Source organism: Achromobacter sp. Marseille-Q0513 (genome assembly GCF_018195695.1).
In the GTDB taxonomy this organism is placed as follows: Bacteria; Pseudomonadota; Gammaproteobacteria; order Burkholderiales; family Burkholderiaceae_B; genus Achromobacter.
In genome coordinates, this window is sequence record NZ_JAGTJY010000010.1 from 43,223 (window position 1) to 64,878 (window position 21,656).

Sequence of the window (21,656 nt, forward strand, 5' to 3'; positions counted from 1 at the left end):
TAATTGATAATGAATTGCATTAACAATCTTGCATGCGCATGCGCCCGCCCCGCGGCCGGCGCATGCGGCAGAACTACAACGTCACGGTGAGCCGGCGCTCGGATTCCAGGTATTCGCGCGACTGCATTTCCAGGATGCGCGACACGGTACGGTGGAACTCGTTGGCCAGCGCGCCCTCGGTATAGATCTCTTCCGGCTCGCACTCGGCCGACATGATGAGCTTGACGCGATGGTCGTAGAACACGTCGATCAGCCAGGTGAAGCGGCGCGCCTCGGAGGCCTGGCGCGGCCCCATGCGCGGCACGCCGGACAGGATCACGGCGTGGAAACGGTTGGCCAGTTCCAGGTAGTCGTTCTGCGAGCGGGGACCGCCGCACAGCGTGGCGAAGTCGAACCACACCACCGAGCCGGCCAGCTGGAGCGCGCGGATCTCGCGGTGCTCGATGTGCAGCAGCGGCTCCTGCGGCGGCGTGTCGGCCAGCTGGTTGAACGCGTCCTGCAGCGCCGCCTGCGCGCGCTCGTCCAGCGGCGTGTGATAGCACTGCACCTGCTCCAGCGAACGGCGGCGATAGTCGACGCCGGCGTCCACGTTCAGGATGTCCATGCGCGCCTGGATCAGCTCGATGGCCGGCAGCACGCGGTCGCGGTGCAGCCCTTCGGGATACAAGGTCGATGGTTCGTAGTTCGACGTCATCACGAAGGACGTGCCGTGCTCGAACAGCTTGAGCAGCAGCCGGTGCAGGATCATCGCGTCGGCCACGTCGGACACGTGGAACTCGTCGAAGCAGATCAGGCGGTAGCGCTTGGCCACGCGCCGGGCCACTTCGTCCAGCGGATCCTGCGTGCCCTTGACCTCTTCCAGCTCGCGGTGCACGCCGCGCATGAATTCATGGAAGTGCAGGCGCGTCTTGCGCACCACCGGCACGGTGGCGTAGAAGGCGTCCATCAGGAAGCTCTTGCCGCGCCCCACCCCGCCCCACAGATAGACGCCGCGCGGCACGTCCGGCCGGTTCAGCAGCTTCTTCAGCGCGTTCGAGCGCATCGCCTTGAACTTGACCCATTCGTCGTAGTAGCGCTGCAGGCGGTCGATCGCCTTCTTCTGGGCCTCGTCGGGCTGATAGCCGCGCTCGGCCAGGGCGTGTTCGTAGTATTCGCTGACGTTCATGTGGGAAACAGGCTGGCAGGATGAAAAAAGGGCGGATCCGCGAACCCGCCCCCAGGCAACCATGGCGCCGATCCGCCGGGGGCCAGGCCCCGAACGGACCGGAGCCCGCGCATCAGAAGTTCAAGGCGCGCTTGTCCACCGCCAGCGCGGCTTCCTTCACGGCTTCCGACAGGGTCGGGTGCGCGTGGCAGATGCGGGCGATGTCTTCGGCGGCGCCGCGGAATTCCATGATGGTCACGGCTTCCGAGATCAGCTCCGAGGCCATCGGGCCGACGATGTGCACGCCCAGGACCTCGTCGGTCTTGGCGTCGGCGATCACCTTGGCGAAGCCGGTGGTGTCGCCCAGCGCGCGGGCGCGGCCGTTGGCCAGGAAGGGGAAGCTGCCAGCCTTGTACTCGCGGCCTTCCTTCTTGAGCTGCTGCTCGGTCTTGCCGACCCAGGCGATTTCCGGCGAGGTGTAGATGACCCACGGCACGGTGTCGAAGTTGACGTGGCCGTGCTGGCCGGCGATGCGCTCGGCAACCGCCACGCCCTCTTCCTCGGCCTTGTGCGCCAGCATCGGGCCGCGCACCACGTCGCCCACTGCCCAGACGTTGGGCAGGTTGGTCTTGCAGTCGCCGTCCACGGCGACGAAGCCGCGCTCGTCGAGCTTCAGGCCCACGGCGTCGGCGTTCAGGCCGCCGGTGTAGGGCACGCGGCCGATCGAGACGATCAGCTTGTCGACCACCAGCTTCTGCTCGGCGCCCTTGGCGTCGACGTAGGGCACGGTCACGGACTTGGCGGTCGCCTTGATCTCGCCGATCTTGACGCCCATCTGGATGTTCAGGCCCTGCTTGGTGAAGGCCTTCAAGGCTTCCTTGGCCACTTGTCCGTCAGCGGCGGCCAGGAATTCCGGCATCGCTTCCAGAATGGTGACTTCGGAACCCAGGCGGCGCCACACGCTGCCCATTTCCAGGCCGATCACGCCGGCACCGATCACGCCCAGCGTCTTCGGCACGGCGCCGATGTTCAGCGCGCCGTCGTTGGACAGCACGACCTTCTCGTCGAACGGCAGGCCGGGCAGCTCGCGCGCCGACGAACCGGTCGCCACTACCACGTGCTTGGCAACCAGGTCTTCCTCGGTGGTGCCGGTGACCTTGATCGCCCAGCCGCCTTCGACCTGGCCGGCGAACGCGCCCTTGCCATGGAAGAAGGTGACCTTGTTCTTCTTGAACAGGTACAGGATGCCGTCGTTGTTCTGCTTGACCACCGAGTTCTTGCGGCCGATCAGCGTGTCGAGCTTCAGGCTCACGCCCTTGACCTCGATGCCGTGCTCGGCGAAGTGGTGGTTGGCCTGCTCGTAGTGCTCGGACGATTGCAGCAGCGCCTTGGACGGGATGCAGCCCACGTTGGTGCAGGTGCCGCCGGGAGCCGGGCCGCCCTGGCCGTTCTGCCAGGCGTCGATGCAAGCCACCGACATGCCGAGCTGGGCGGCGCGGATGGCGGCGATGTAGCCGCCGGGGCCCGCGCCGATGACGACGACGTCGAATTGTTTGGACATAGTGTTCTCGCGATGGGAAATGAAGGGGAACGCGCCCCATCCGCGGCGGGCCGGCATGGCGCCGGCCCGGGCGCGCGTGGCAAGGCCGCCGCGCGCCGGGACGGGAAAGCTGGAATTACAGGTCCAGCAGCAGGCGCTGCGGATCTTCCAGCGCGTCCTTCATGGCGACCAGGCCCAGCACGGCTTCGCGGCCGTCGATGATGCGGTGGTCGTAGGACAGGGCCAGGTAGTTCATCGGGCGGATGACGATCTGGCCGTTTTCAACCACGGGGCGCTCCTTGGTGGCGTGCACGCCCAGGATGGCCGATTGCGGCGGGTTGATGATGGGGGTGGACAGCATCGAGCCGAACACGCCGCCGTTGGAGATCGAGAACGTGCCGCCGGTCATCTCTTCGATGCCCAGCTTGCCGTCGGCGGCGCGGCGGCCGAAGTCGGCGATGGCCTTCTCGATGTCGGCGATCGACAGCTGGTCGGCGTTGCGCAGGATCGGCACCACCAGGCCGCGCGGGCTGCCCACGGCGATGCCGATGTCGAAGTAGCCGTGATAGATGATGTCCTTGCCGTCGATCGAGGCGTTGATCAGCGGGAACTTCTTCAGGGCGGCCACGGCGGCCTTGACGAAGAACGACATGAAGCCCAGCTTGATGCCGTGTTCCTTCTCGAACTTGTCCTTGTACTTGTTGCGCAGGTCGATGACGGCCTGCATGTTCACTTCGTTGAACGTGGTCAGGATCGCGTTTTCCTGCTGCGACTGCAGCAGGCGCTCGGCGATGCGGGCGCGCAGGCGGCTCATCGGCACGCGCTGTTCCGGACGGCCGTCCAGCGACAGCGTCGGGGGGGCGACCGGAGCGGCGGCGGCCTTGGCCGGCGCTGCGTTGGCGGCCAGGGCGTCGCCCTTGGTCACGCGGCCATCACGGCCGGTGCCGGCGACGGCAGCGGCGTCCACGCCCTTCTCGGCCAGGATCTTGGCGGCGGCGGGCGAAGCCACGCCGGCGGCGGAGGTCGAGGCGGGCGCGGCGGCGGCCGGAGCGGCAGCGGCGGCCTGGGCAGCGGCCGGCGCGGCGGCGGCGGGCGCCGTGGCGGCGGCGGCGGCCTTGCCGGCGGTGTCGATGCGGGCCAGCAGTTCGCCCGAGGTCACGGTGCTGCCATCGCCCTTGACGATTTCAGCCAGCACGCCCGAGGCGGGGGCCGGCACTTCCAGCACGACCTTGTCGGTTTCGACTTCGATGAGGATTTCGTCCGCTTCGACGGCCGCGCCGGGCTGCTTCTTCCAGGTCAGCAGGGTCGCTTCGGAAACGGATTCGGAAAGTTGGGGGACGACGACGTCGGTGATAGCCATTTGATGTATTCCGTTGAGTTTGTGTTCTGTGCTCGCCGCGCGGCGGGCGCCGGTTCTGATTCCGGCGCGCCGCCGCGCGCTTTGGTGCTTACTTCGTCAGCATGACCTTGAACTTGGGCGCGAAGGCGGTCTCGATCAGGGCCTTCTGCTGTTCCTGGTGCTTGGCCAGGTAGCCGACGGCCGGCGAAGCCGACGCGGCACGACCGGCGTAGCCCAGCTTCTGGCCTTCGGTCATGTTCTCGTACACATGATGCTGGATGTAGAACCACGGGCCCTGGTTCTGCGGCTCGTCCTGCACCCAGATCACTTCCGTGGCCTTGGGGTACTTGCGCAGTTCGGCTTCGAAGGCCTTGTGAGCGAACGGATACAGCTGCTCGACACGGACGATGGCGACGTTGTCGGCGCCACGCTCGCGGCGGGCGTTGACCAGATCGTAGTAGACCTTGCCCGAGCAGGCCAGCACGCGCTTGACCTTGGCGGCGTCGATCGTGTCGTCCACTTCGCCGATCACGGGGCGGAAGCTGCCGCCGGCCAGATCGGTCAGCGGCGAGCCGGCGTCCTTGTTGCGCAGCAGCGACTTGGGCGTGAACAGCACCAGCGGCTTGCGGAACGGGCGGATCATCTGGCGACGCAGGACGTGGAAGATCTGCGAGGCCGAGGTCGGCTGAACCACTTGCATGTTGTTGTCGGCGCACAGCTGCAGGAAGCGCTCGATGCGGCCCGACGAGTGCTCGGGGCCCTGGCCTTCGTAGCCGTGCGGCAGCATCAGCGTCAGGCCCGACTGGCGGCCCCACTTGGCTTCGCCGGAGCTGATGAACTGGTCGATCACGACCTGGGCGCCGTTGACGAAGTCGCCGAACTGGCCTTCCCAGATGGTCAGCGTGTTGGGCTCGGCGCTGGAGTAGCCGTATTCAAAGCCCAGCACCGCCTCTTCGGACAGCACGGAGTCGATCACGGTGAAGGGCGCCTGGCCTTCCGAGACGTTCTGCAGCGGGATGTAGGTGCCGTCGTTCCAGCGTTCGCGGTTCTGGTCGTGCAGCACGGCGTGGCGGTGCGTGAACGTGCCGCGGCCCGAGTCCTGGCCGGTGATGCGGATGGCGTAGCCCGAGGACACCAGGGTGGCGAAGGCGAGGTGCTCGCCCATGCCCCAGTCCAGGTTCATCTCGCCCTTGGCCATGGTGCGGCGGTCGTTCAGCAGCTTGGCGACCAGCGCGTGCACGGTGAAGCCTTCCGGCACCGTGGTGATGCGCTCGCCGATGCGCTTCAGTTCAGCCAGCGGCACGGCGGTGTCGGCCTGGTCGGTCCACTTGGCGCCCAGGAACGGCGACCAGTCGATGGCGTACTTGCTCTTGTAGTCGGTCAGCACCGGCTCGATGGTGCGCTGGCCGTCTTCCATCAGCTGGCGGTAGTCCTTGACCAGCTGGTCGGCTTCGCCTTCGGCCAGCACGCCCTGCGTGGTCAGCTTGTCGGCGTACAGCTTGCGCGTGCCGGGGTGATGGCCGATGCGCTTGTACATCAGCGGCTGCGTCAGCGAGGGGGTGTCCTGCTCGTTGTGGCCCAGCTTGCGGAAGCAGACGATGTCGACCACGATGTCGTGGCGGAACTGCAGGCGGTAATCCAGCGCCAGCTTGGTGACGAACACCACGGCTTCGGGATCGTCGCCGTTGACGTGGAACACCGGGGCTTCGATCATCTTGACCACGTCGGTGCAATACAGCGTCGAACGCGAGTCGCGCGGGTCGGACGTGGTGAAGCCGATCTGGTTGTTGATGACGATGTGCAGCGTGCCGCCCGTGCCGTAGCCGCGGGTCTGGGCCAGGTTCAGGGTTTCCATGACCACGCCCTGGCCGGCGAAGGCCGCGTCGCCGTGCACCAGCACCGGCAGCACTTGCTTGCCCTCGGCGTCGCCGCGGCGTTCCTGGCGGGCGCGCGCGCTGCCTTCGACCACGGGGTTGACGATTTCCAGGTGGGACGGGTTGAACGCCAGCGACAGGTGCACCGGACCGCCACGGGTGGACAGGTCGCTCGAGAAGCCGTTGTGGTACTTCACGTCGCCGTCGGTCAGGCCTTCGGCGTGCTTGCCTTCGAACTCGGCGAACAGGTCGCCGGGCATCTTGCCCATGATGTTCACGAGCAGGTTCAGGCGGCCGCGGTGGGCCATGCCGACCACGATTTCCTGCACGCCGTTTTCACCGGCGTGGTTCACCACTTCGTCCATCGAGGCGATGAAGCTTTCGCCGCCTTCCAGCGAGAAGCGCTTCTGGCCGACGTACTTGGTGTGCAGGAAGCGCTCGAGGCCTTCGGACTCGGTCAGCTGCTGCAGGATGTGGCGCTTTTCCTCGACCGAATAGGCCGGCGCGCCCAGGGTGGTTTCCAGGCGCTCCTGGATCCAGCGCTTGGCGGCGGGGTCGGAGATGTGCGTGAATTCGGCACCGATGCTGCGGCAGTACGTGTCGCGCAGCGCCTTCAGGATGTCGCGCAGCGTCATGGTGCTGGCGGTCGTGAAGTAGGTGTTGGTGGCCGAGTAGGTCTGGTCCAGATCGGCTTCGGTCAGGCCGTAGAAGGCGGGATCGAGCTCGGGGATCGGCGGACGTTCCTGGCGCTTGAGCGGATCGAGGTCGGCCCAGCGCGAGCCCAGCGAACGGTAGGCGGCGATCAGCGACTGCACCGAGACTTGCTTGCTCGCGACGCTCAGGTCGGGTTCGGCGGCGCGTTGCACGAAGGCATTGGCCTTGGCGCGCTGGGCGAACGATTCGACGATGGGGGCGTGGGCCTGGTCGCGGGTGGATTCCTGGCCGTCGGTGGCGGGAGCGTGCTGCAGCTGGTCGAAGTATTCGCGCCAGTTGTCCGGCACCGAACCGGGGTTGTCGAGGTAGGCTTCGTAAAGCTCCTCAACGTAGGGGGCGTTCCCCCCAAACAGATAAGACGTGGATAGGGATTCTATTTCCGAAGACATAATCGCTTCACCTTTACGAGTGCTTCACTCGACACGATGCAGGAAAAAACCTTCCGCGACACGGGCTTCCCGGTTAGCGGATAGCAGGGGCAGAAGGCGCGTACAAGCCCTTAAAAGCCGTATGGATTAAGAGTATAACCCTTTGAGTTTATGGGCGTCTTGCTGCGATTGCGTGACGCAAAATGACTGTCTGCCGCTGTTTCCCGGCCTGCGGGAATGTCCTTGCAACCCCTTCTATCGAGCCGTCTACTCGCATTCAAAATGCCGTCCGCGAAAAATGTGGCGGCGCATCATGAGCAACCGGACAGCGGCGCAGTGTTGCGCTTTTGCCTCGTATCAGCGGCAGTCATAGCGGCAATTCGGTGGTCGACATGATCTCCTTCAATACGAAGAAGGTGCGAATCTGTCTTACCCCCGGCAGCTTGATGATCTCGCCCGCGTGCAGCTTGTTGAAGCGCTCCAGGTCGCGGATGCGCAGCATCAGGAAGTAGTCGAACTCCCCTGCCACCAGGTGGCATTCCAGGCAGCCGCTGATGCCGCGCGCGGCCTCCTCGAAGTCGGTGAAGGCCTCGGGCGTGGAGCGGTCCAGCACCACGCCCACGATCACCAGCGTCCCCATGTCCGCCGCGGCCGGCTCCAGCAATGCCACCGTCTTGCGGATCACGCCCTCGGCGCGCAGCTTTTCCCCCCGCCGCAGGCAGGCCGCCGGGCTGAGGTTCACCCGCGCGCTCAGGTCCAGGTTGGTGATCTGCGCGTCCTTTTGCAGCACCCGCAGGATCTGGCGGTCGATCCGGTCCAGGCTGGAGATGGCGGCCATCGTATCCGTCCCTGTAAATTTAATTTTGATGAATGATCATTTTTATAAATTCAAATGAATATCAAGTCCATAAACTTGAATGAAACATCAATAAATTAAGAAAATACGCAATTGACCACATAAGCCCATGATTCCTATGATTTTTTCAGCCGCCGCCGCTTCCGGCCCGGCTCGAAAACGCCAAAGGAGCCCTCATGGACTTGCAACGCTTCCCCCGCCACCGCCTGACCTTCGGCGACACGCCCATCGAAAGGCTGGACCGGCTGTCGGCCCACCTGGGCGGCAAGGTCGAGCTCTACGCCAAGCGCGAGGACTGCAACAGCGGCCTGGCCTTTGGCGGCAACAAGCTGCGCAAGCTGGAATACCTGATCCCGCAGGCGCTGGAACAGGGTTGCGACACGCTGGTCACCATCGGCGGCATCCAGTCCAACCACACGCGCATGGTCGCGGCGGTGGCGGCCAAGCTGGGCCTGAAGTGCGTGCTGGTGCAGGAAAACTGGGTGGACTACTCGGACGCCGTCTACGACCGGGTCGGCAACATCATGATGAGCCGGCTCATGGGCGCCGACGTGCGGCTGGTGGACCAGGGCTTCGACATCGGCTTCCGGCGCAGCTGGGAAGAGGCGCTGGAGGACGTGCGCCGCCGTGGCGGCAAGCCCTACGCCATTCCGGCCGGCGCCTCGGATCATGAACTGGGCGGACTGGGCTATGTGGGCTTCGCCGAGGAAGTGCGGCGCCAGGAAGCCGAGCTGGGCTTCAAATTCGACTACATCGTGGTCTGCGCCGTCACCGGCAGCACGCAGGCCGGCATGGTGGCGGGCTTCGCCGACGATGGCCGCGCCGACCGCGTGATCGGCATCGACGCCTCGGCCACGCCGGACCAGACGCGGGCGCAGATCCTGCGCATCGCGCGCCGCACCGCCGACATGGTCGGGCTGGGCCGCGCCATCGAGGACGCCGACGTGACGCTGGACACGCGCTACGCCTATCCGGCCTATGGCCTGCCCTCGGCCGAGACCAACGAGGCCATCCGCCTGTGCGCGCGGCTGGAGGGCATGATGACGGACCCGGTCTACGAGGGCAAATCCATGCAGGGCATGATGGACAAGGTCCGGCGCGGCGAGTTTCCCGCCGGCTCGCGGGTGCTGTACGCGCATCTCGGGGGGGTGCCGGCGATCAACGCCTACAGCTTTCTCTACCGCAACGGCTGAGCCGGGCGGCTACGGCGCGCTGGGCTGGCCTTGCGGCGACCTGCGCTGAGACGGCTCGGCGGTGTAACCCATGCATTCATGTATATGACCGCGACGGGATTCGGGCTATGGTGTCTGGCCCTTTCCCGCCCCTGCCCTCTCACGGATGCGCGCCATGCCCCATACGCTAGCCCGACTCAACGCCTCGACCGCCGACGACGCCGCCAGCATGCTGGCCGCGCTGTACCCGGGCGCGCCTGGAATCGCGGCCCGGGCGCTGGAGGAACGCCCCTACGCCACGCTGGCCCAGCTCAAGCAGGCCTTGCGCCGCGCCGTCGACGACGCGGGCGGCGAGGCCCTGGCGGCGCTGATCCGCGCCGGCGCCAGCCCGCTCCCCGAGGGCGGCACGCCCGCGGAGCGGGACGCGCTGGCCGGACTGGCCGCCGCCTATCGCGAGCGCCATGGCCACGATCCGGTGCTGGCTTCGCGCGATGCGCGCGGCCGTGAACTGGATGCGGGCCAGGCCGTCGCCAGCCTCGCGCGCCGCCTGGACAATCCGTCCGACATCGAAAGGCAGGAGACGCTGATCGCGCTCCATCGCAACGCCGAACTGCGGCTGCGCGAGGGCTTCGACGACAGGCCGGAACTGGGCGAGGACATCTGGGACTGGCATGAGCAGCTGAGCGCCCACAGCGATCCCGGCTACGCCGAGCGCGGCCAGCTCACCGTCACCTACCTGACCGATGCCCACCGGGCCTGCGCCCGCCAGATCGAAACCTGGATGCGCGACTGCGGCTTCGACGAGGTCGGCATCGATGCGGTCGGCAACGTCGTCGGCCGCTATCGCGCCGCCACGGCGGACGCCCCCATCCTGTTGACCGGCAGCCACTACGACACCGTGCGCAACGCCGGCAAGTACGACGGCCGCCTGGGCATCTTCGTGCCCATGGCCAGCGTGCGCGAGCTGAGTCGCCAGGGCCGGCGGCTGCCATTCCAGATCGAGGTGGTCGCCTTCGCGGAAGAAGAAGGCCAGCGCTATCCCGCCACCTTCCTGGGATCCGGCGCGCTGACCGGCGACTTCCAGCCCGCCTGGCTGGACCAGGTGGACGCCGACGGCATCAGCATGCGCGAGGCGCTGCGCCGCGCCGGCCTGCGGGCCGAGGACATTCCCCGGCTGCGCCGCGATCCGGCGCGCTACCTGGGTTTCATCGAGGTGCATATCGAGCAGGGCCCGGTGCTGTACGAGCTGGGCCTGCCGCTGGCCGCCGTGACCTCGATCAATGGCTGCGTGCGCTACCGCGTGCGCATCCAGGGCATGGCCAGCCACGCCGGCACCACGCCCATGGGCAGCCGCCGCGACGCGGCCACGGCTGCGGCGGAACTGCTGCTGTACGTGGAACGACGCGCCGCGGCCGACGCGGGCTCGGTCGGCACGGTGGGCATGCTGGAGGTGCCGAACGGCTCGATCAACGTGGTGCCGGGGGAATGCCGGTTCAGCCTGGACCTGCGCGCGCCCAGCGATGCGCAGCGTGACGCGCTGGCCCGCGACGTGCTGGCCGAGCTGGACGCCATCTGCGCGCGCCGCGGCCTGCGCCAGACAACGGAGCAGACCATGCGCGCCTCGGCCGCGCCCAGCCATCCGCGATGGCAGCAGCGCTGGGAGCGCGCCATCACCGCGCAGGGCCTGCCGCCGCATTGCATGGCCAGCGGCGCCGGCCATGACGCCATGAAGCTGCACGAGATCATGCCGCAGGCCATGCTGTTCGTGCGCGGCCAGAATCACGGCATCAGCCACAATCCGCTGGAAACCACCACCAGCGACGACATCCAGCTGGCCGTGCAGGCATACGGCAGCCTGCTGGACGAGCTGGCCCGCGACTCTGAAAAATGAAAAACGGCCCGCGATCGCGGGCCGGCATCAGGATGGCCGCCCGCCGCCCGTCTACCGGCGGCGGGCCGATCCCGGGATCGCTCAGGCCAGGCGCATCACCCGGCGCCAGAACAGCACGGCCACGAACGCGAACACGACCAGCCCCAGGTACGAGGCGGCTGTGCCGAAGTCCGCGCCGACCAGGGCCAGCGGCGCTTCGCTGCCCGAGGCGCCGATGATGGCGGCCATCAGCACGCCCACCAGGCTCTCGCCCACGATCAGGCCGGAGGCGATCAGCACGCCGCGCCGGTTGGCCGCGTCGGCGAAATCGTCGTAGCGCTGGCCGGCGGCCGCGGCGCGGCGGCGCAGCGCGCGCTCCAGCGCCCAGGCCAGCAAGGCGCCCGCCACCAGCGGCGCGGCGACGGTGGGCGGCAGGTAGATGCCGATGCCCACGGCCAGCACCGGCATGCGCGCCACGCGGCAGGTGCGCTGCATGATGGCGTCGACCGCGATCAGGCCCACGCCCACCGCCATGCCGATCAGGATCATGGTCCAGTTCAGCTGGTGCGAGAAGATGCCGCGCGCGATCGCCAGCATCAGCGTCGCCTGCGGCGCGGACAGGGCCTGGCCCGGATCCATGCCTTCGCGCGGCATGGCGTCGGCGAAGCCGTAGGCGTTGTACAGCAGTTCCAGCACCGGCGAGATCACGGCGGCCCCGACCACGCAGCCGATCAGCAGCGCCACCTGCTGGCGCCAGGGCGTCGCGCCCACCAGCCAGCCGGTCTTCAGATCCTGCAGGTTGTCGTTGGCGATCGAGGCCACGGCCACCACCGCCGAGGTGCTGAAGATCGCCAGCGCAATCGTCATCTGCACGCCGTTCTTCGCTTCCAGCAACTCGCCGCCCAGGGCCAGCATCAGCAGCGAGACCAGCACGATGGCGACGATGCCCACGCCCGAGATCGGGCTGGACGATGAACCCACCAGGCCGGCCATGTAGCCGCAGGCCGCCGCCACCAGGAAGCCGAAGACGAAGGCGAACAGCACGGCGTAGGCGACCAGCTTCCAGACGGCAGCCGCCGACAGCGGCGCGTCGGCCAGGAAGACCTGGAACGTGATGACCAGGATGGCCACCAGCACCAGCGTGACGATGGAGATCCAGCCCGCCGACAGGTCGCGCTCGGTGCGCGGCGCCTGGCCGGCGCGGGCCTTGCCCGCCTTGCTCAGGGCCGAGAACGAGGCCTTGACGCCGCGCGCCATCGGCACGAACAGCGTGGCCAGGGTCCAGATCGCGCCCACGCCGATCACGCCGGCGCCGATGAAGCGCACCTGCGAGGACCAGATGCCGGTGGCGTACTGCGCCAGCGTCTTGCCGGCCGGCAGATCGCCCATCGAGGTCAGCACCGGCACGGCGATGCCCCAGGCGATCACCAGCCCGGTCAGCATGGCCAGGCCGGCCACGATGCCGATCAGGTAGCCGGCGCCCAGCAGCGCCAGCGAAAAGCCCATGGGCAGGCGGAACACCGCCCCGCCCAGCGCGAACCAGCCGCTCACGCTCTCGCCCAGCACCCGCAGGCCGCTGGCGGCGAAGCTCACCGCCGCGGCGACCACGCCGCCGGCCGCGATATCGGCCATGCCGGTGGCGGCGGGCTTGGCCGCCTTGCCCGGCGCGGCGTCGGCCTGCGCTTCCTGGGCGCGCTCGGCGCTGCCCACCCGCAGGATCTCGGCCGCGGCCACGCCCTCGGGATAGGGCAGCTCGCTCTGCACCACCATCACGTGGCGCAGCGGGATCGAGAACATCACGCCCAGCATGCCGCCGGCGGCGCAGATGCCCAGGGTCTGCCAGAACGGAAAGCCCTGCCAGTAGCCCATCATGACCAGGGCGGGCAGGATGAAGATGATGGACGACAGCGTGCCCGCCGCCGAGGCCTGCGTCTGCACCATGTTGTTTTCAAGGATGTTGGCATCCTTGAACAGGCGCAGCACGGACATGGAAATCACGGCCGCCGGGATGGCGGACGAGAAGGTCAGGCCGACCTTCAGCCCGAGGAACACGTTCGAAGCCGTGAAGATGACGGTGATCAGTGCGCCCAGCAGGACGCCGCGGAACGTCAGTTCCGGCAGCGTCACGTTTGCCGGGACGCTGATGGGTTGAGCCATTGAAGTCTCCTTTTCACTGGCCGGGCGGCCACGTTTCGGACTTCTGGTCCGCGCCGTGGCGCCCGGCCTTAGGGGCATGTCGCCCTGTAGGTTTGCCGGTTGGTTTTTTTGCCAAACCGCGAATTCTAGCCTGCCCGCGTCCGCCCAGTGGTCGCGCGACATCAAACGCCTTGCGCGGCAGAAACTGCCGCCAGCGAAAAAGATCGCGGAAGATTATGCTGAATCCCTACGATACCGCACGGGAATTTGGACACTCATACCGGAGGCCAGGGTCTAGCATGAGCGCTATAACAGGAGACGATTTCACCATGTGCGACGCCAGCCATCCGAACGCCGGGCAAGACCTCCGGCAAGCCGCCACCGAGGACGCCGATCCCGCCGAAACCGCCGAATGGCGCGAGGCCCTGCAGGCGCTGGCGCAGAGCGCCGGCCCCGGCCGCGCCGGCTACGTGCTGGAGAACCTGCTGGCCCACGCCGCGTCGCTGGGGCTGCGCGCCAATGGCCAGACCCGCAGCGCCTATCTGAACACCATCCCGGCCGACCAGGAGCCGCCCTTCCCCGGCAACCTGGCGGTGGAAGAGCGCATCGCCCGCATCAATCGCTGGAACGCGCTGGCCATGGTGGTGCGGGCCAACCAGGCGCACGGCGAGCTGGGCGGCCACATCGCCAGCTACGCCTCGGCCGCCGACCTGTTCGAGGTCGGCTTCAACCATTTCTTCCGCGCGCAGGGCCCGGACGGTCCCGGCGACCTGGTCTACATGCAGCCGCACTCCGCGCCGGGCGTCTATGCGCGCGCCTACCTGGAAGGCTTCCTGAACGACGAGGACCTGGCGCATTTCCGCCAGGAGATCACGGCGCGGGCGCGCGGCCTGCGCGGACTGTCGTCCTATCCGCACCCGTGGCTGATGCCGGACTTCTGGCAGTTCCCCACCGGCTCGATGGGAATCGGCCCGATCAACGCCATCTACCAGGCCCGCTTCATGCGCTACCTGGAACATCGCTCGCTGGCGCCGGCCAGCGAACGCAAGGTCTGGGGCATCTTCGGCGACGGCGAGATGGACGAGCCCGAATCCATCGCCGCGCTGACGCTGGCCGCGCGCGAGAAGCTCGACAACCTGGTGTTCGTGGTCAACTGCAACCTGCAACGGCTGGACGGCCCGGTGCGCGGCAACGGCCGCATCATCGACGAGCTGGAAACGCTGTACGCGGGCGCCGGCTGGAACGTCATCAAGCTGGTCTGGGGCAGCGACTGGGACGCGCTGCTGCGGCGCGACACCACTGGCGCGCTGGCGCGCGCCTTCGCCAACACGGTGGACGGCCAGTTCCAGACCTTCGCCGCCAATGACGGCGCCTTCAACCGCGCGCATTTCTTCAACCAGAACCCCGAGCTGGCGGCGCTGGTGGCCGACTGGACCGACGACGCCATCGACCGCCTGCACCGTGGCGGCCACGACATGGTGAAGATCCACGCCGCCTACCATCGCGCAGCGCGCCACCGCGGCCAGCCCACCGTCATCCTGGCCCAGACCAAGAAGGGCTTCGGCATGGGCACGGCCGGCCAGGGCAAGATGACCACGCACCAGCAGAAGAAGCTGGACGACGAGGCCCTGCTGGCCTTCCGCGACCGCTTCGCGCTGCCGATCTCGGACGCCGACTGCCTGGCGCTGAAGTTCTACCGCCCGGCGCCCGACAGCGCCGAGATCCGCCACCTGCAGGCGCGCCGCGCCGCGCTGGGCGGCCACACCCCCCGCCGCAACACGCAATCGCCGCGCCTGCCCGCGCCCGAGGTCGCGCAATGGGGCCGCTTCGCGCTGGAGGCCGATGGCAAGGAAATGTCGTCGACCATGGCCATCGTGCGCATGCTGACCGCCCTGCTCAAGGACGCGACCGTGGGCCCGCGCATCGTGCCCATCGTGGCCGACGAGGCGCGCACCTTCGGCATGGCCAACCTGTTCCGCCAGATCGGCATCTATTCGGCGCAGGGCCAGCTGTACGAGCCGGAGGACATCGGCTCGGTGCTCTATTACCGCGAGGCGCGCGACGGCCAGATCCTGGAGGAAGGCATCACCGAGGCCGGCGCGATCTCGTCCTGGACCGCCGCCGGCACCAGCTATTCGGTGAACGGCCTGCCCATGCTGCCGTTCTATATCTATTACTCGATGTTTGGCTTCCAGCGCATCGGCGACCTGATCTGGGCCGCCGCCGACCAGCGCACGCGCGGCTTCCTGGTGGGCGCCACTTCCGGCCGCACCACGCTGGGCGGCGAGGGCCTGCAGCACCAGGACGGCTCCAGCCACCTGACGGCGGCCACCGTGCCCAACTGCCGCGCCTACGATCCGGCCTATGCCTACGAGGTCGCCGTGATCGTGGAATACGGCATGCGCCGCATGCTGGACGAGCAGCACGACGAATTCTTCTACCTGACCGTCACCAACGAGAACCTGGCCCAGCCCGACATGCCGGCGGACCCGACGGCGCGTGCGGGCATCCTGCGCGGCCTGTACCGGCTGCGCCCGGCGCGCGGCCAGGCCCAGGTGCGCCTGCTGGGCTCGGGCCCGATGCTGCGCGAGGCCGAACTGGCGGCCGACCGCCTGCGCGACGAATACGGCGTGGACGCCGAGGTCTGGAGCGTGACCAGCTATTCCGAACTGGCGCGCGACGGCCGCGAGGCCGAGCGCGCGCGCCTGCTGGGCCTGCCGGCGGCCACGGACGCCGACTGGGTCCAGGCCTGCCTGGGCGGCAGCCAGGCGCCCGTCATTGCGGCCAGCGACTACGTGCGCGCCGTGCCCGAACAGATCCGCGCCTGGGTGCCCGCGCCCTACCGCACGCTGGGCACCGACGGCTTCGGCCGCAGCGACACGCGGGCGCAACTGCGCGACTTCTTCGAGGTCAGCCGCGACTGGATCGTGCTGCAGGCGCTGGACAGCCTGGGACGCGCGGCCGACGTCCAGGCGCTGCGCGAGCGGCTGGGCGCGGCAACGCGCCAGACGCCGCCCTGGGCGCAATGAAACACGGAGAGGCGGCCGCGCCATTCCGGCACGGCCGCCTCTCCGCTACCCATTCCCCACCGACCCGCTCCCGAATCGAGGCCCGCAGTCGGACTTGTCCCAGGCCTGCATTCCCCCTATCCGCGTCCCCCATTCCTTTCGCGGCTCGCCCGTACCCCGAACCGCGCGGATTCCCCACCACGATCACGCGCCGGCTTGATCAAAGTCCACCCTGAATCCGCCACTCGTTGCGGCGCAGCAAGCGCTCGCGCCCGCTTTCTGGTGAAATACGGACGTTCCCAGGCATTTCCCCAAAGAATACGCGGGCCCCAGGCCCGCATTTTTGTTTCCCGTTTCCGTTTCACCGTTGATGGCCCTCGCAGGCCCTATCCCCATGGACGACACTCTCGCTAAATTGGCGTTGGACTACCACGCCTACCCGACCCCGGGCAAAATCTCCGTCACCCCGACCAAGACGCTGGCCAACCAGGACGACCTGTCGCTGGCCTACTCGCCGGGCGTGGCCGCCGCGTGCATGGCCATCTTCGACCAGGGCGACGACGCCGCATCCAAGTACACCTCGCGCGGCAACCTGGTGGGCGTGATCACCAACGGCACGGCCGTGCTGGGCCTGGGCAACATCGGCCCGCTGGCCGCCAAGCCTGTCATGGAAGGCAAGGGCTGCCTGTTCAAGAAGTTCGCCGGCATCGATGTGTTCGACATCGAACTGGCCGAGAACGACCCCGACAAGCTGGTCGACATCATCGCGGCGCTGGAGCCCACGCTGGGCGGCGTCAACCTCGAGGACATCAAGGCGCCCGAGTGCTTCTACATCGAGAAGAAGCTGCGCGAGCGCATGAAGATCCCGGTCTTCCACGACGACCAGCACGGCACCGCCATCATCTCGTCGGCCGCCATCCTGAACGGCCTGAAGGTCGTGAACAAGGACATCGGCTCGGTCAAGCTGGCCTGCTCGGGCGCCGGCGCCGCCGCCATCGCCTGCCTGGACCTGCTGGTGCACCTGGGCGTCAAGCGCGAGAACATCTACGTGGTGGACTCGCGCGGCGTGATCTGGGACGGCCGCGATGAAAACATGGAAGCCAACAAGAGGCGCTATGCGCAGAAGACCGACGCGCGCACGCTTGCCGACGTGGTCGACGGCGCCGACGTGTTCCTGGGCTGCTCGACCGCCGGCGTGCTGACCGCCGACATGGTCAAGACCATGGCCGACCGTCCGCTGATCCTGGCCCTGGCCAACCCCGAGCCGGAAATCCGCCCGGAAGTCGCCAAGGCCGCGCGCCCCGACTGCATCATCGCCACCGGCCGTTCGGACTACCCGAACCAGGTCAACAACGTGCTGTGCTTCCCCTTCATCTTCCGCGGCGCCATGGACGCCGGCGCCTCGCGCATCACGGAAGAAATGAAGCTGGCTTGCGTGAAGGCCATCGCCGACCTGGCCCAGGCCGAGCAGAACGACGAAGTGGCCCGCGCCTACGCCGGCCAGGAACTGTCGTTCGGCCCCGACTACATCATCCCCAAGCCCTTCGATCCGCGCCTGATCGTGCAGATCGCCCCGGCCGTGGCCCAGGCCGCCGCCGAGTCCGGCGTGGCCGCCCGTCCCATCGAGGACATCGAGGCCTACCGCCAGAAGCTGATGGGCTTCGTGTACCACTCGGGCCAGCTGATGCGCCCGCTGTTCGCCCAGGCCAAGAAGGCGCCCAAGCGCGTCATCTACGCCGACGGCGAAGACGAGCGCGTGCTGCGCGCCGTGCAGACCGTCATCGACGAGAAGCTGGCCCAGCCCATCCTGATCGGCCGCCCCTCCGTCATCGAGATGCGCATCAAGAAGTTCGGCCTGCGCATGACGCCGGGCGTGAACCTGGAGATCGTGGATCCCGAGGACGACGGCCGCTTCAACGAGACCTGGAACGCCTACTACCAGCTCAAGGGCCGCGAGGGTGTGACGCCGGCCATCGCCAAGGCGATGATCCGCAAGCACAACACGCTGATCGGCGCGATGCTGCTGCGCCGTGGCGATGCCGACGCGCTGCTGTGCGGCGTGGCCAGCAAGTACGACAACCAGCTCAAGTACATCGACGAGATCATCGGCAAGAAGGAAGGCCAGACCTACGCCGCGCTGAACGTGCTGATGCTGCCCGACCAGACGCTGTTCGTCACCGACACGCACGTCAACGAGAACCCCTCGGCCGAGGAACTCGCCAGCATCACCATCCAGGCCGCCGACGAGATGCTGCGCTTTGGCGTGGTGCCGAAGATCGCGCTGCTGTCGCACTCGAACTTCGGCAGCCGCCAGACCGAGTCGTCGCGCAAGATGGCCGCCGCCCGCCAGCGCGTGCAGGAACGCGCCCCCGATCTGGAAGTGGACGGTGAAATGCACGCCGACGCCGCGCTGTCGGAGAAGATCCGCGTGCTGGCCTATCCGGACAGCACCCTGAAGGGTCGCGCCAACCTGCTGGTCATGCCCAACCTGGACACCGGCAACATCACCTACAACATGCTGAAGATGACCGGCAGCAATGGCGTGGCGATGGGTCCGATCCTGCTGGGCGCGGCCCGCCCCGTGCACATCCTGACCACCAGCGCCACCGTGCGCCGCATCGTCAACATGACGGCGCTGGCCGTGGTGGACGCGCAGCAGGAAGCCGCCGAGGCCGCCCGCCGCCGCTAAGCCGGCGCGCGGTGCCGCAGGCAGGGCGCCCCCATGGGGGCGCCCTTTTTTTCGCGTGCACGGCGCGATCTGACAGGGAACGCCGGCGCGCTACCCGGCCCGCGTCGCGCGGAGGATGCCCGCGCGCGGCCACCGTCATGCCGGCGCGCTGGTGCCGTCCCGCGCGTCGGTGTTAAAAACTGGGCATCCCCACTCCCCGTTCTGGACACCGTCATGCTGCAAGACGCCCTGCTCGCCTGGATCCACTATCTCGCCATCTTCGTGCTGGTGGTCGTCATGACCGCCGAGGCCGTCTTGCTGCGCCCCGGCCTGGCGCCGGACACGGTGCGCCGGCTCGCGCTCTATGACCGCGTCTACCTGTTCTCGGCGCTGGCCGTGCTGGCCACGGGCCTGCTGCGCCTGACGCTGGGCGCCAAGGGCGCCGCCTTCTATATGTCCAATCCCTGGTTCCACGCCAAGATCACGCTCTTCGTCGTGATCGGGCTCTGTTCGATCCCGCCCACTCTCAGCTTCCTGCGCTGGCAGAAGCAGGCGCGCCAGCAGCCGGGCTTCGTGCCGTCCGAGCCCGAGATCCGCCGCGCCCGGCGCTGGGTCATGATCGAATCGCACCTGTTCATCCTGCTGCCGCTGTGCGCGGTGCTGATGGCGCGCGGCATCGGCATGTAGCGCCGCGCCGGGATCAACCCAGGCGCCGCGCCAGATGCCCCGCCAGCGCCCGCACCCGCGCGGGCAGCAGGCGGGTTTCGGTCAGCGCATACACCGGAAACGGCGCCACGCGCCATTGCGGCAGGATCCTGCGCAGCAGGCCCGCGCGCACATAGCGTTCCTGGTCCCCGCCCAGCGCGGCCACGCCGGCGCCCAGCGCCGCCAGCCGCCGCGCCATGCCGGCCTCGTTGACAGAGAAACGGCTCGCGGGCTGCACCTGGACGCGCTCGTCGCCACAAACCAGCGGCCAGCGCGTCGCCGCGCCATCGGCGCGCAGCCTGAAGCCGATGCAATCTTCCTCGCGCAGGGCCGACGGATGCGCCGGCTCGCCCCAGGCCGCCAGATAGGCCTCGGCGGCATACAGCCCGCCCGACACGAAACCCAGATGATGCGCCACGCGCGCCGACACGGGCGGCTCGCCCACGCACAGGGTCAGGTCCGCCGCGTCGAACACGCGGCCCGCGTGCTCCGGATTGGCCAGGTTCAGCTGCAGCCGCACGCCGGGATGGCGGCGCGTGAAATCCACGAAGGCCCCGGCCAGCGCCTCGGTGGCGAAGCCCGCCGGCAGATTGACTCGCAGCAGCCCCTCGAACGGCGCATTGTCGTCCTGCAGTTCCTCGTGAACCAGCCTGGCCTCGGCCAGGATGCGCCGGCAGCGCCGCAGGTACAGCTGGCCGGCCTCGGTCAACGCCAGCTTGCGCGTGCTGCGGCTGAGCAGGCTCAGGCCGACCGAACGCTCCAGCCCGGCCAGCCGGCGCGACAGCGTGGACCGAGGCATGCCCAGCGCGGCGGCCGCCAGGCTGAAGCTGCCGCGCGCGGCGACCTCGGCGAACAGTTCCATGTCCTGCAAGCGCTTCATGGGACCCGCTCAGAACGCGTAGACCATGCCCACGCTGCCGAACACATTGCTGTCGCGCTCGACCAGCGGGCTGTCGCGGGCATCGCCAAGCACGGTCGATACGCCAAGCACGCTGACCATGTTCCAGCGCTCGGACAAGCGGTGCGACCAGGCTGCGTACAAGGATGCCGACTGAAAGCCGGAAGACGCGGAATATGGCGAGAGGCCAGCGCGGCTGCGGGCAGCCTGGCCCGGCGTGACGCCATACCAGGTTTGCATGGCGTCACCGTTGGCCCATTCGGCGTTTACTCCCACGCGCAGCGCATTCTTTTCATTGCGCCAGGCGAGGTAGCTGGCGCGCAGCTCCATGACGCCGCCATAGCCCTCGTGGGCGGCCTGGCGGTAGGCCACGCCCAATGCGTACGGCCCCGGCCGCCACTCCACGAAGGCGCCGTAGGTGGCGTGGTAGTCAATGTCACCCAGCCCCTTCAGGCGATCGGCATCACCGGAATCGCGGTTCAGGCCCAGGCCGACGAATACGCCAGCCTCCCAGTTCGGCCCCAGCTGCGTCTTCAGGCCCATGGCCGGCAGGCCGGCGCGCGGCGTCACGAAGAAGCTGCCCGACTGGTAGTTGACCATGGGCACGGGTAGTGTGCGGTACTCGCTGGAACCCTTGTAGACCGGCGCCACAATCAGGCCCAGCCCCGCGTAGTTGCTGCCCGCCCCGTTGGCCTGAACGCCCGCCGTGGCCAGCAGCAGCGCCGCGGCCAGCAGGGAACGGCTTGTTAATATGCCCATACTTGCTTTCATCAAGGTTCATGCTCCAGGCTGTTGATCCCGGCCAGAATCGCCGATCTCGACCCGCATTCTGGCGAGGACCTTTTAAGAATTTTTTAAGCCCCGGGACGGCGCACCGCGCCCTGCCCCGGCGCCCCCGGAGGCCTCTTGCGGATCTTGCTCGTTGAAGACGACGCCATGCTCGGCGACGCGGTCCGCGCCGGCCTGGCGCAGGATGGCGCGCGGGTGGACTGGGTCCGCGGCCTGTCCGACGCCCGTCTCGCCCTGGTCGAACACGACTACAAGGCGGTGCTGCTGGACCTGGGGCTGCCCGAGGGCAGCGGCCTGAAGGTGCTGGCCTCGATGCGGGCGCGCTACGACGCCACGCCCGTGCTCATCATCACCGCGCGCGACCGCCTGAGCGAACGCATCGCCGGCCTGGACGCCGGCGCCGATGACTACATCGTCAAGCCTTTCCAGCTCGACGAGCTGCAGGCCCGGCTGCGCGCCGTCCTGCGCCGCAGCAGCAACACCGTGGTGTCGGCCATGCGCCGGGGCGACGTGGCGATCGAGCCGGCCCGGCAGATCGTCACGCGCGCCGGCAAGGAAGTCAGCCTCAGCGCCCA

14 protein-coding genes are annotated in these 21,656 nt (G+C 68.1%); 6 read left to right on the forward strand and 8 right to left on the reverse strand.

Translation table 11 applies throughout. The annotated features are described in order from the left end of the window. Positions 1-73 precede the first annotated feature (73 nt). The 5 genes from zapE to KDH83_RS04270 form a co-directional block, all read right to left on the reverse strand. A complete protein-coding gene (gene zapE / locus KDH83_RS04250; protein WP_212312990.1) occupies positions 74-1,165 on the reverse strand; it encodes a cell division protein ZapE in 1,092 nt (363 codons plus the stop codon). 112 nt (positions 1,166-1,277) lie between these two features. Further along, on the reverse strand, positions 1,278-2,705 hold the full coding sequence (lpdA, locus tag KDH83_RS04255; RefSeq protein ID WP_103273230.1) for a dihydrolipoyl dehydrogenase: 1,428 nt from the start codon (positions 2,703-2,705) through the stop codon (positions 1,278-1,280). A gap of 115 nt (positions 2,706-2,820) precedes the next feature. Further along, positions 2,821-4,044: a 2-oxoglutarate dehydrogenase complex dihydrolipoyllysine-residue succinyltransferase gene (odhB, locus tag KDH83_RS04260; protein WP_212312992.1), complete on the reverse strand. Its 1,224-nt coding sequence runs from the start codon at positions 4,042-4,044 to the stop codon at positions 2,821-2,823. Positions 4,045-4,132: 88 nt separating this feature from the next. After that, positions 4,133-7,000, reverse strand: coding sequence for a 2-oxoglutarate dehydrogenase E1 component (locus tag KDH83_RS04265; RefSeq protein WP_212312994.1), 2,868 nt, complete (start codon positions 6,998-7,000; stop codon positions 4,133-4,135). A gap of 346 nt (positions 7,001-7,346) precedes the next feature. Then, on the reverse strand, positions 7,347-7,817 hold the full coding sequence (locus KDH83_RS04270; protein WP_212312995.1) for an Lrp/AsnC ligand binding domain-containing protein: 471 nt from the start codon (positions 7,815-7,817) through the stop codon (positions 7,347-7,349). Positions 7,818-8,011: 194 nt separating this feature from the next. On the opposite strand from KDH83_RS04270, the gene KDH83_RS04275 reads away from it, so the two are divergent. Both KDH83_RS04275 and KDH83_RS04280 read left to right on the forward strand, forming a co-directional pair. Then, the gene (locus KDH83_RS04275) at positions 8,012-9,028 is read left to right on the forward strand and encodes a 1-aminocyclopropane-1-carboxylate deaminase (protein ID WP_212312996.1); all 1,017 of its coding nucleotides are present in this window, start codon (positions 8,012-8,014) and stop codon (positions 9,026-9,028) included. A 154-nt stretch (positions 9,029-9,182) separates the two neighbouring features. Further along, positions 9,183-10,898 carry a hydantoinase/carbamoylase family amidase gene (locus KDH83_RS04280; RefSeq protein ID WP_212312997.1) on the forward strand — a complete coding sequence of 572 codons (1,716 nt, stop codon included), beginning with the start codon at positions 9,183-9,185 and terminating at the stop codon, positions 10,896-10,898. An 81-nt stretch (positions 10,899-10,979) separates the two neighbouring features. Here the strand turns inward: KDH83_RS04280 and KDH83_RS04285 are convergent, their stop codons facing one another. Beyond that, positions 10,980-13,034, reverse strand: coding sequence for an oligopeptide transporter, OPT family (locus KDH83_RS04285; RefSeq protein ID WP_212312998.1), 2,055 nt, complete (start codon positions 13,032-13,034; stop codon positions 10,980-10,982). A gap of 308 nt (positions 13,035-13,342) precedes the next feature. Between KDH83_RS04285 and mdeB the strand changes: the two genes are divergently transcribed. From mdeB to KDH83_RS04300, 3 genes are all read left to right on the forward strand, one after another. Beyond that, entirely contained in the window at positions 13,343-16,042 is a 2,700-nt protein-coding gene (gene mdeB / locus KDH83_RS04290) for an alpha-ketoglutarate dehydrogenase (RefSeq protein ID WP_212313010.1), read from the forward strand. A gap of 373 nt (positions 16,043-16,415) precedes the next feature. Further along, positions 16,416-18,710, forward strand: a complete 2,295-nt coding sequence (locus tag KDH83_RS04295; protein ID WP_212312999.1) for an NADP-dependent malic enzyme — start codon at positions 16,416-16,418, stop codon at positions 18,708-18,710. Positions 18,711-18,923: 213 nt separating this feature from the next. Continuing rightward, a complete protein-coding gene (locus KDH83_RS04300) occupies positions 18,924-19,376 on the forward strand; it encodes a DUF2214 family protein (RefSeq protein ID WP_212313000.1) in 453 nt (150 codons plus the stop codon). Between the two features lie 13 nt (positions 19,377-19,389). Here KDH83_RS04300 and KDH83_RS04305 read toward each other — a convergent pair whose 3' ends face one another. Both KDH83_RS04305 and KDH83_RS04310 read right to left on the reverse strand, forming a co-directional pair. Beyond that, complete coding sequence (locus KDH83_RS04305) at positions 19,390-20,274, reverse strand: LysR substrate-binding domain-containing protein (RefSeq protein ID WP_249204827.1); 885 nt, start codon at positions 20,272-20,274, stop codon at positions 19,390-19,392. A gap of 9 nt (positions 20,275-20,283) precedes the next feature. Continuing rightward, complete coding sequence (locus tag KDH83_RS04310; RefSeq protein WP_212313002.1) at positions 20,284-21,051, reverse strand: MipA/OmpV family protein; 768 nt, start codon at positions 21,049-21,051, stop codon at positions 20,284-20,286. Positions 21,052-21,198: 147 nt separating this feature from the next. On the opposite strand from KDH83_RS04310, the gene KDH83_RS04315 reads away from it, so the two are divergent. Next, positions 21,199-21,656: response regulator (locus KDH83_RS04315; protein ID WP_212313004.1), on the forward strand; the 458-nt coding region annotated here is incomplete at its 3' end.

Excerpts from the sequence above, each read along its gene's own strand:
- lpdA (WP_103273230.1), bottom strand. The coding sequence starts at position 2,705 with ATGTCCAAACAATTCGACGTCGTCGTCATCGGCGCGGGCCCCGGCGGC.
- mdeB (WP_212313010.1), top strand. The coding sequence starts at position 13,343 with ATGTGCGACGCCAGCCATCCGAACGCCGGGCAAGACCTCCGGCAAGCC.
- KDH83_RS04270 (WP_212312995.1), bottom strand. The coding sequence starts at position 7,817 with ATGGCCGCCATCTCCAGCCTGGACCGGATCGACCGCCAGATCCTGCGG.
- KDH83_RS04280 (WP_212312997.1), top strand. The coding sequence starts at position 9,183 with ATGCCCCATACGCTAGCCCGACTCAACGCCTCGACCGCCGACGACGCC.
- KDH83_RS04300 (WP_212313000.1), top strand. The coding sequence starts at position 18,924 with ATGCTGCAAGACGCCCTGCTCGCCTGGATCCACTATCTCGCCATCTTC.
- odhB (WP_212312992.1), bottom strand. The coding sequence starts at position 4,044 with ATGGCTATCACCGACGTCGTCGTCCCCCAACTTTCCGAATCCGTTTCC.
- KDH83_RS04305 (WP_249204827.1), bottom strand. The coding sequence starts at position 20,274 with ATGAAGCGCTTGCAGGACATGGAACTGTTCGCCGAGGTCGCCGCGCGC.
- KDH83_RS04265 (WP_212312994.1), bottom strand. The coding sequence starts at position 7,000 with ATGTCTTCGGAAATAGAATCCCTATCCACGTCTTATCTGTTTGGGGGG.
- zapE (WP_212312990.1), bottom strand. The coding sequence starts at position 1,165 with ATGAACGTCAGCGAATACTACGAACACGCCCTGGCCGAGCGCGGCTAT.
- KDH83_RS04310 (WP_212313002.1), bottom strand. The coding sequence starts at position 21,051 with ATGGGCATATTAACAAGCCGTTCCCTGCTGGCCGCGGCGCTGCTGCTG.
- KDH83_RS04285 (WP_212312998.1), bottom strand. The coding sequence starts at position 13,034 with ATGGCTCAACCCATCAGCGTCCCGGCAAACGTGACGCTGCCGGAACTG.
- KDH83_RS04275 (WP_212312996.1), top strand. The coding sequence starts at position 8,012 with ATGGACTTGCAACGCTTCCCCCGCCACCGCCTGACCTTCGGCGACACG.
- KDH83_RS04295 (WP_212312999.1), top strand. The coding sequence starts at position 16,416 with ATGGACGACACTCTCGCTAAATTGGCGTTGGACTACCACGCCTACCCG.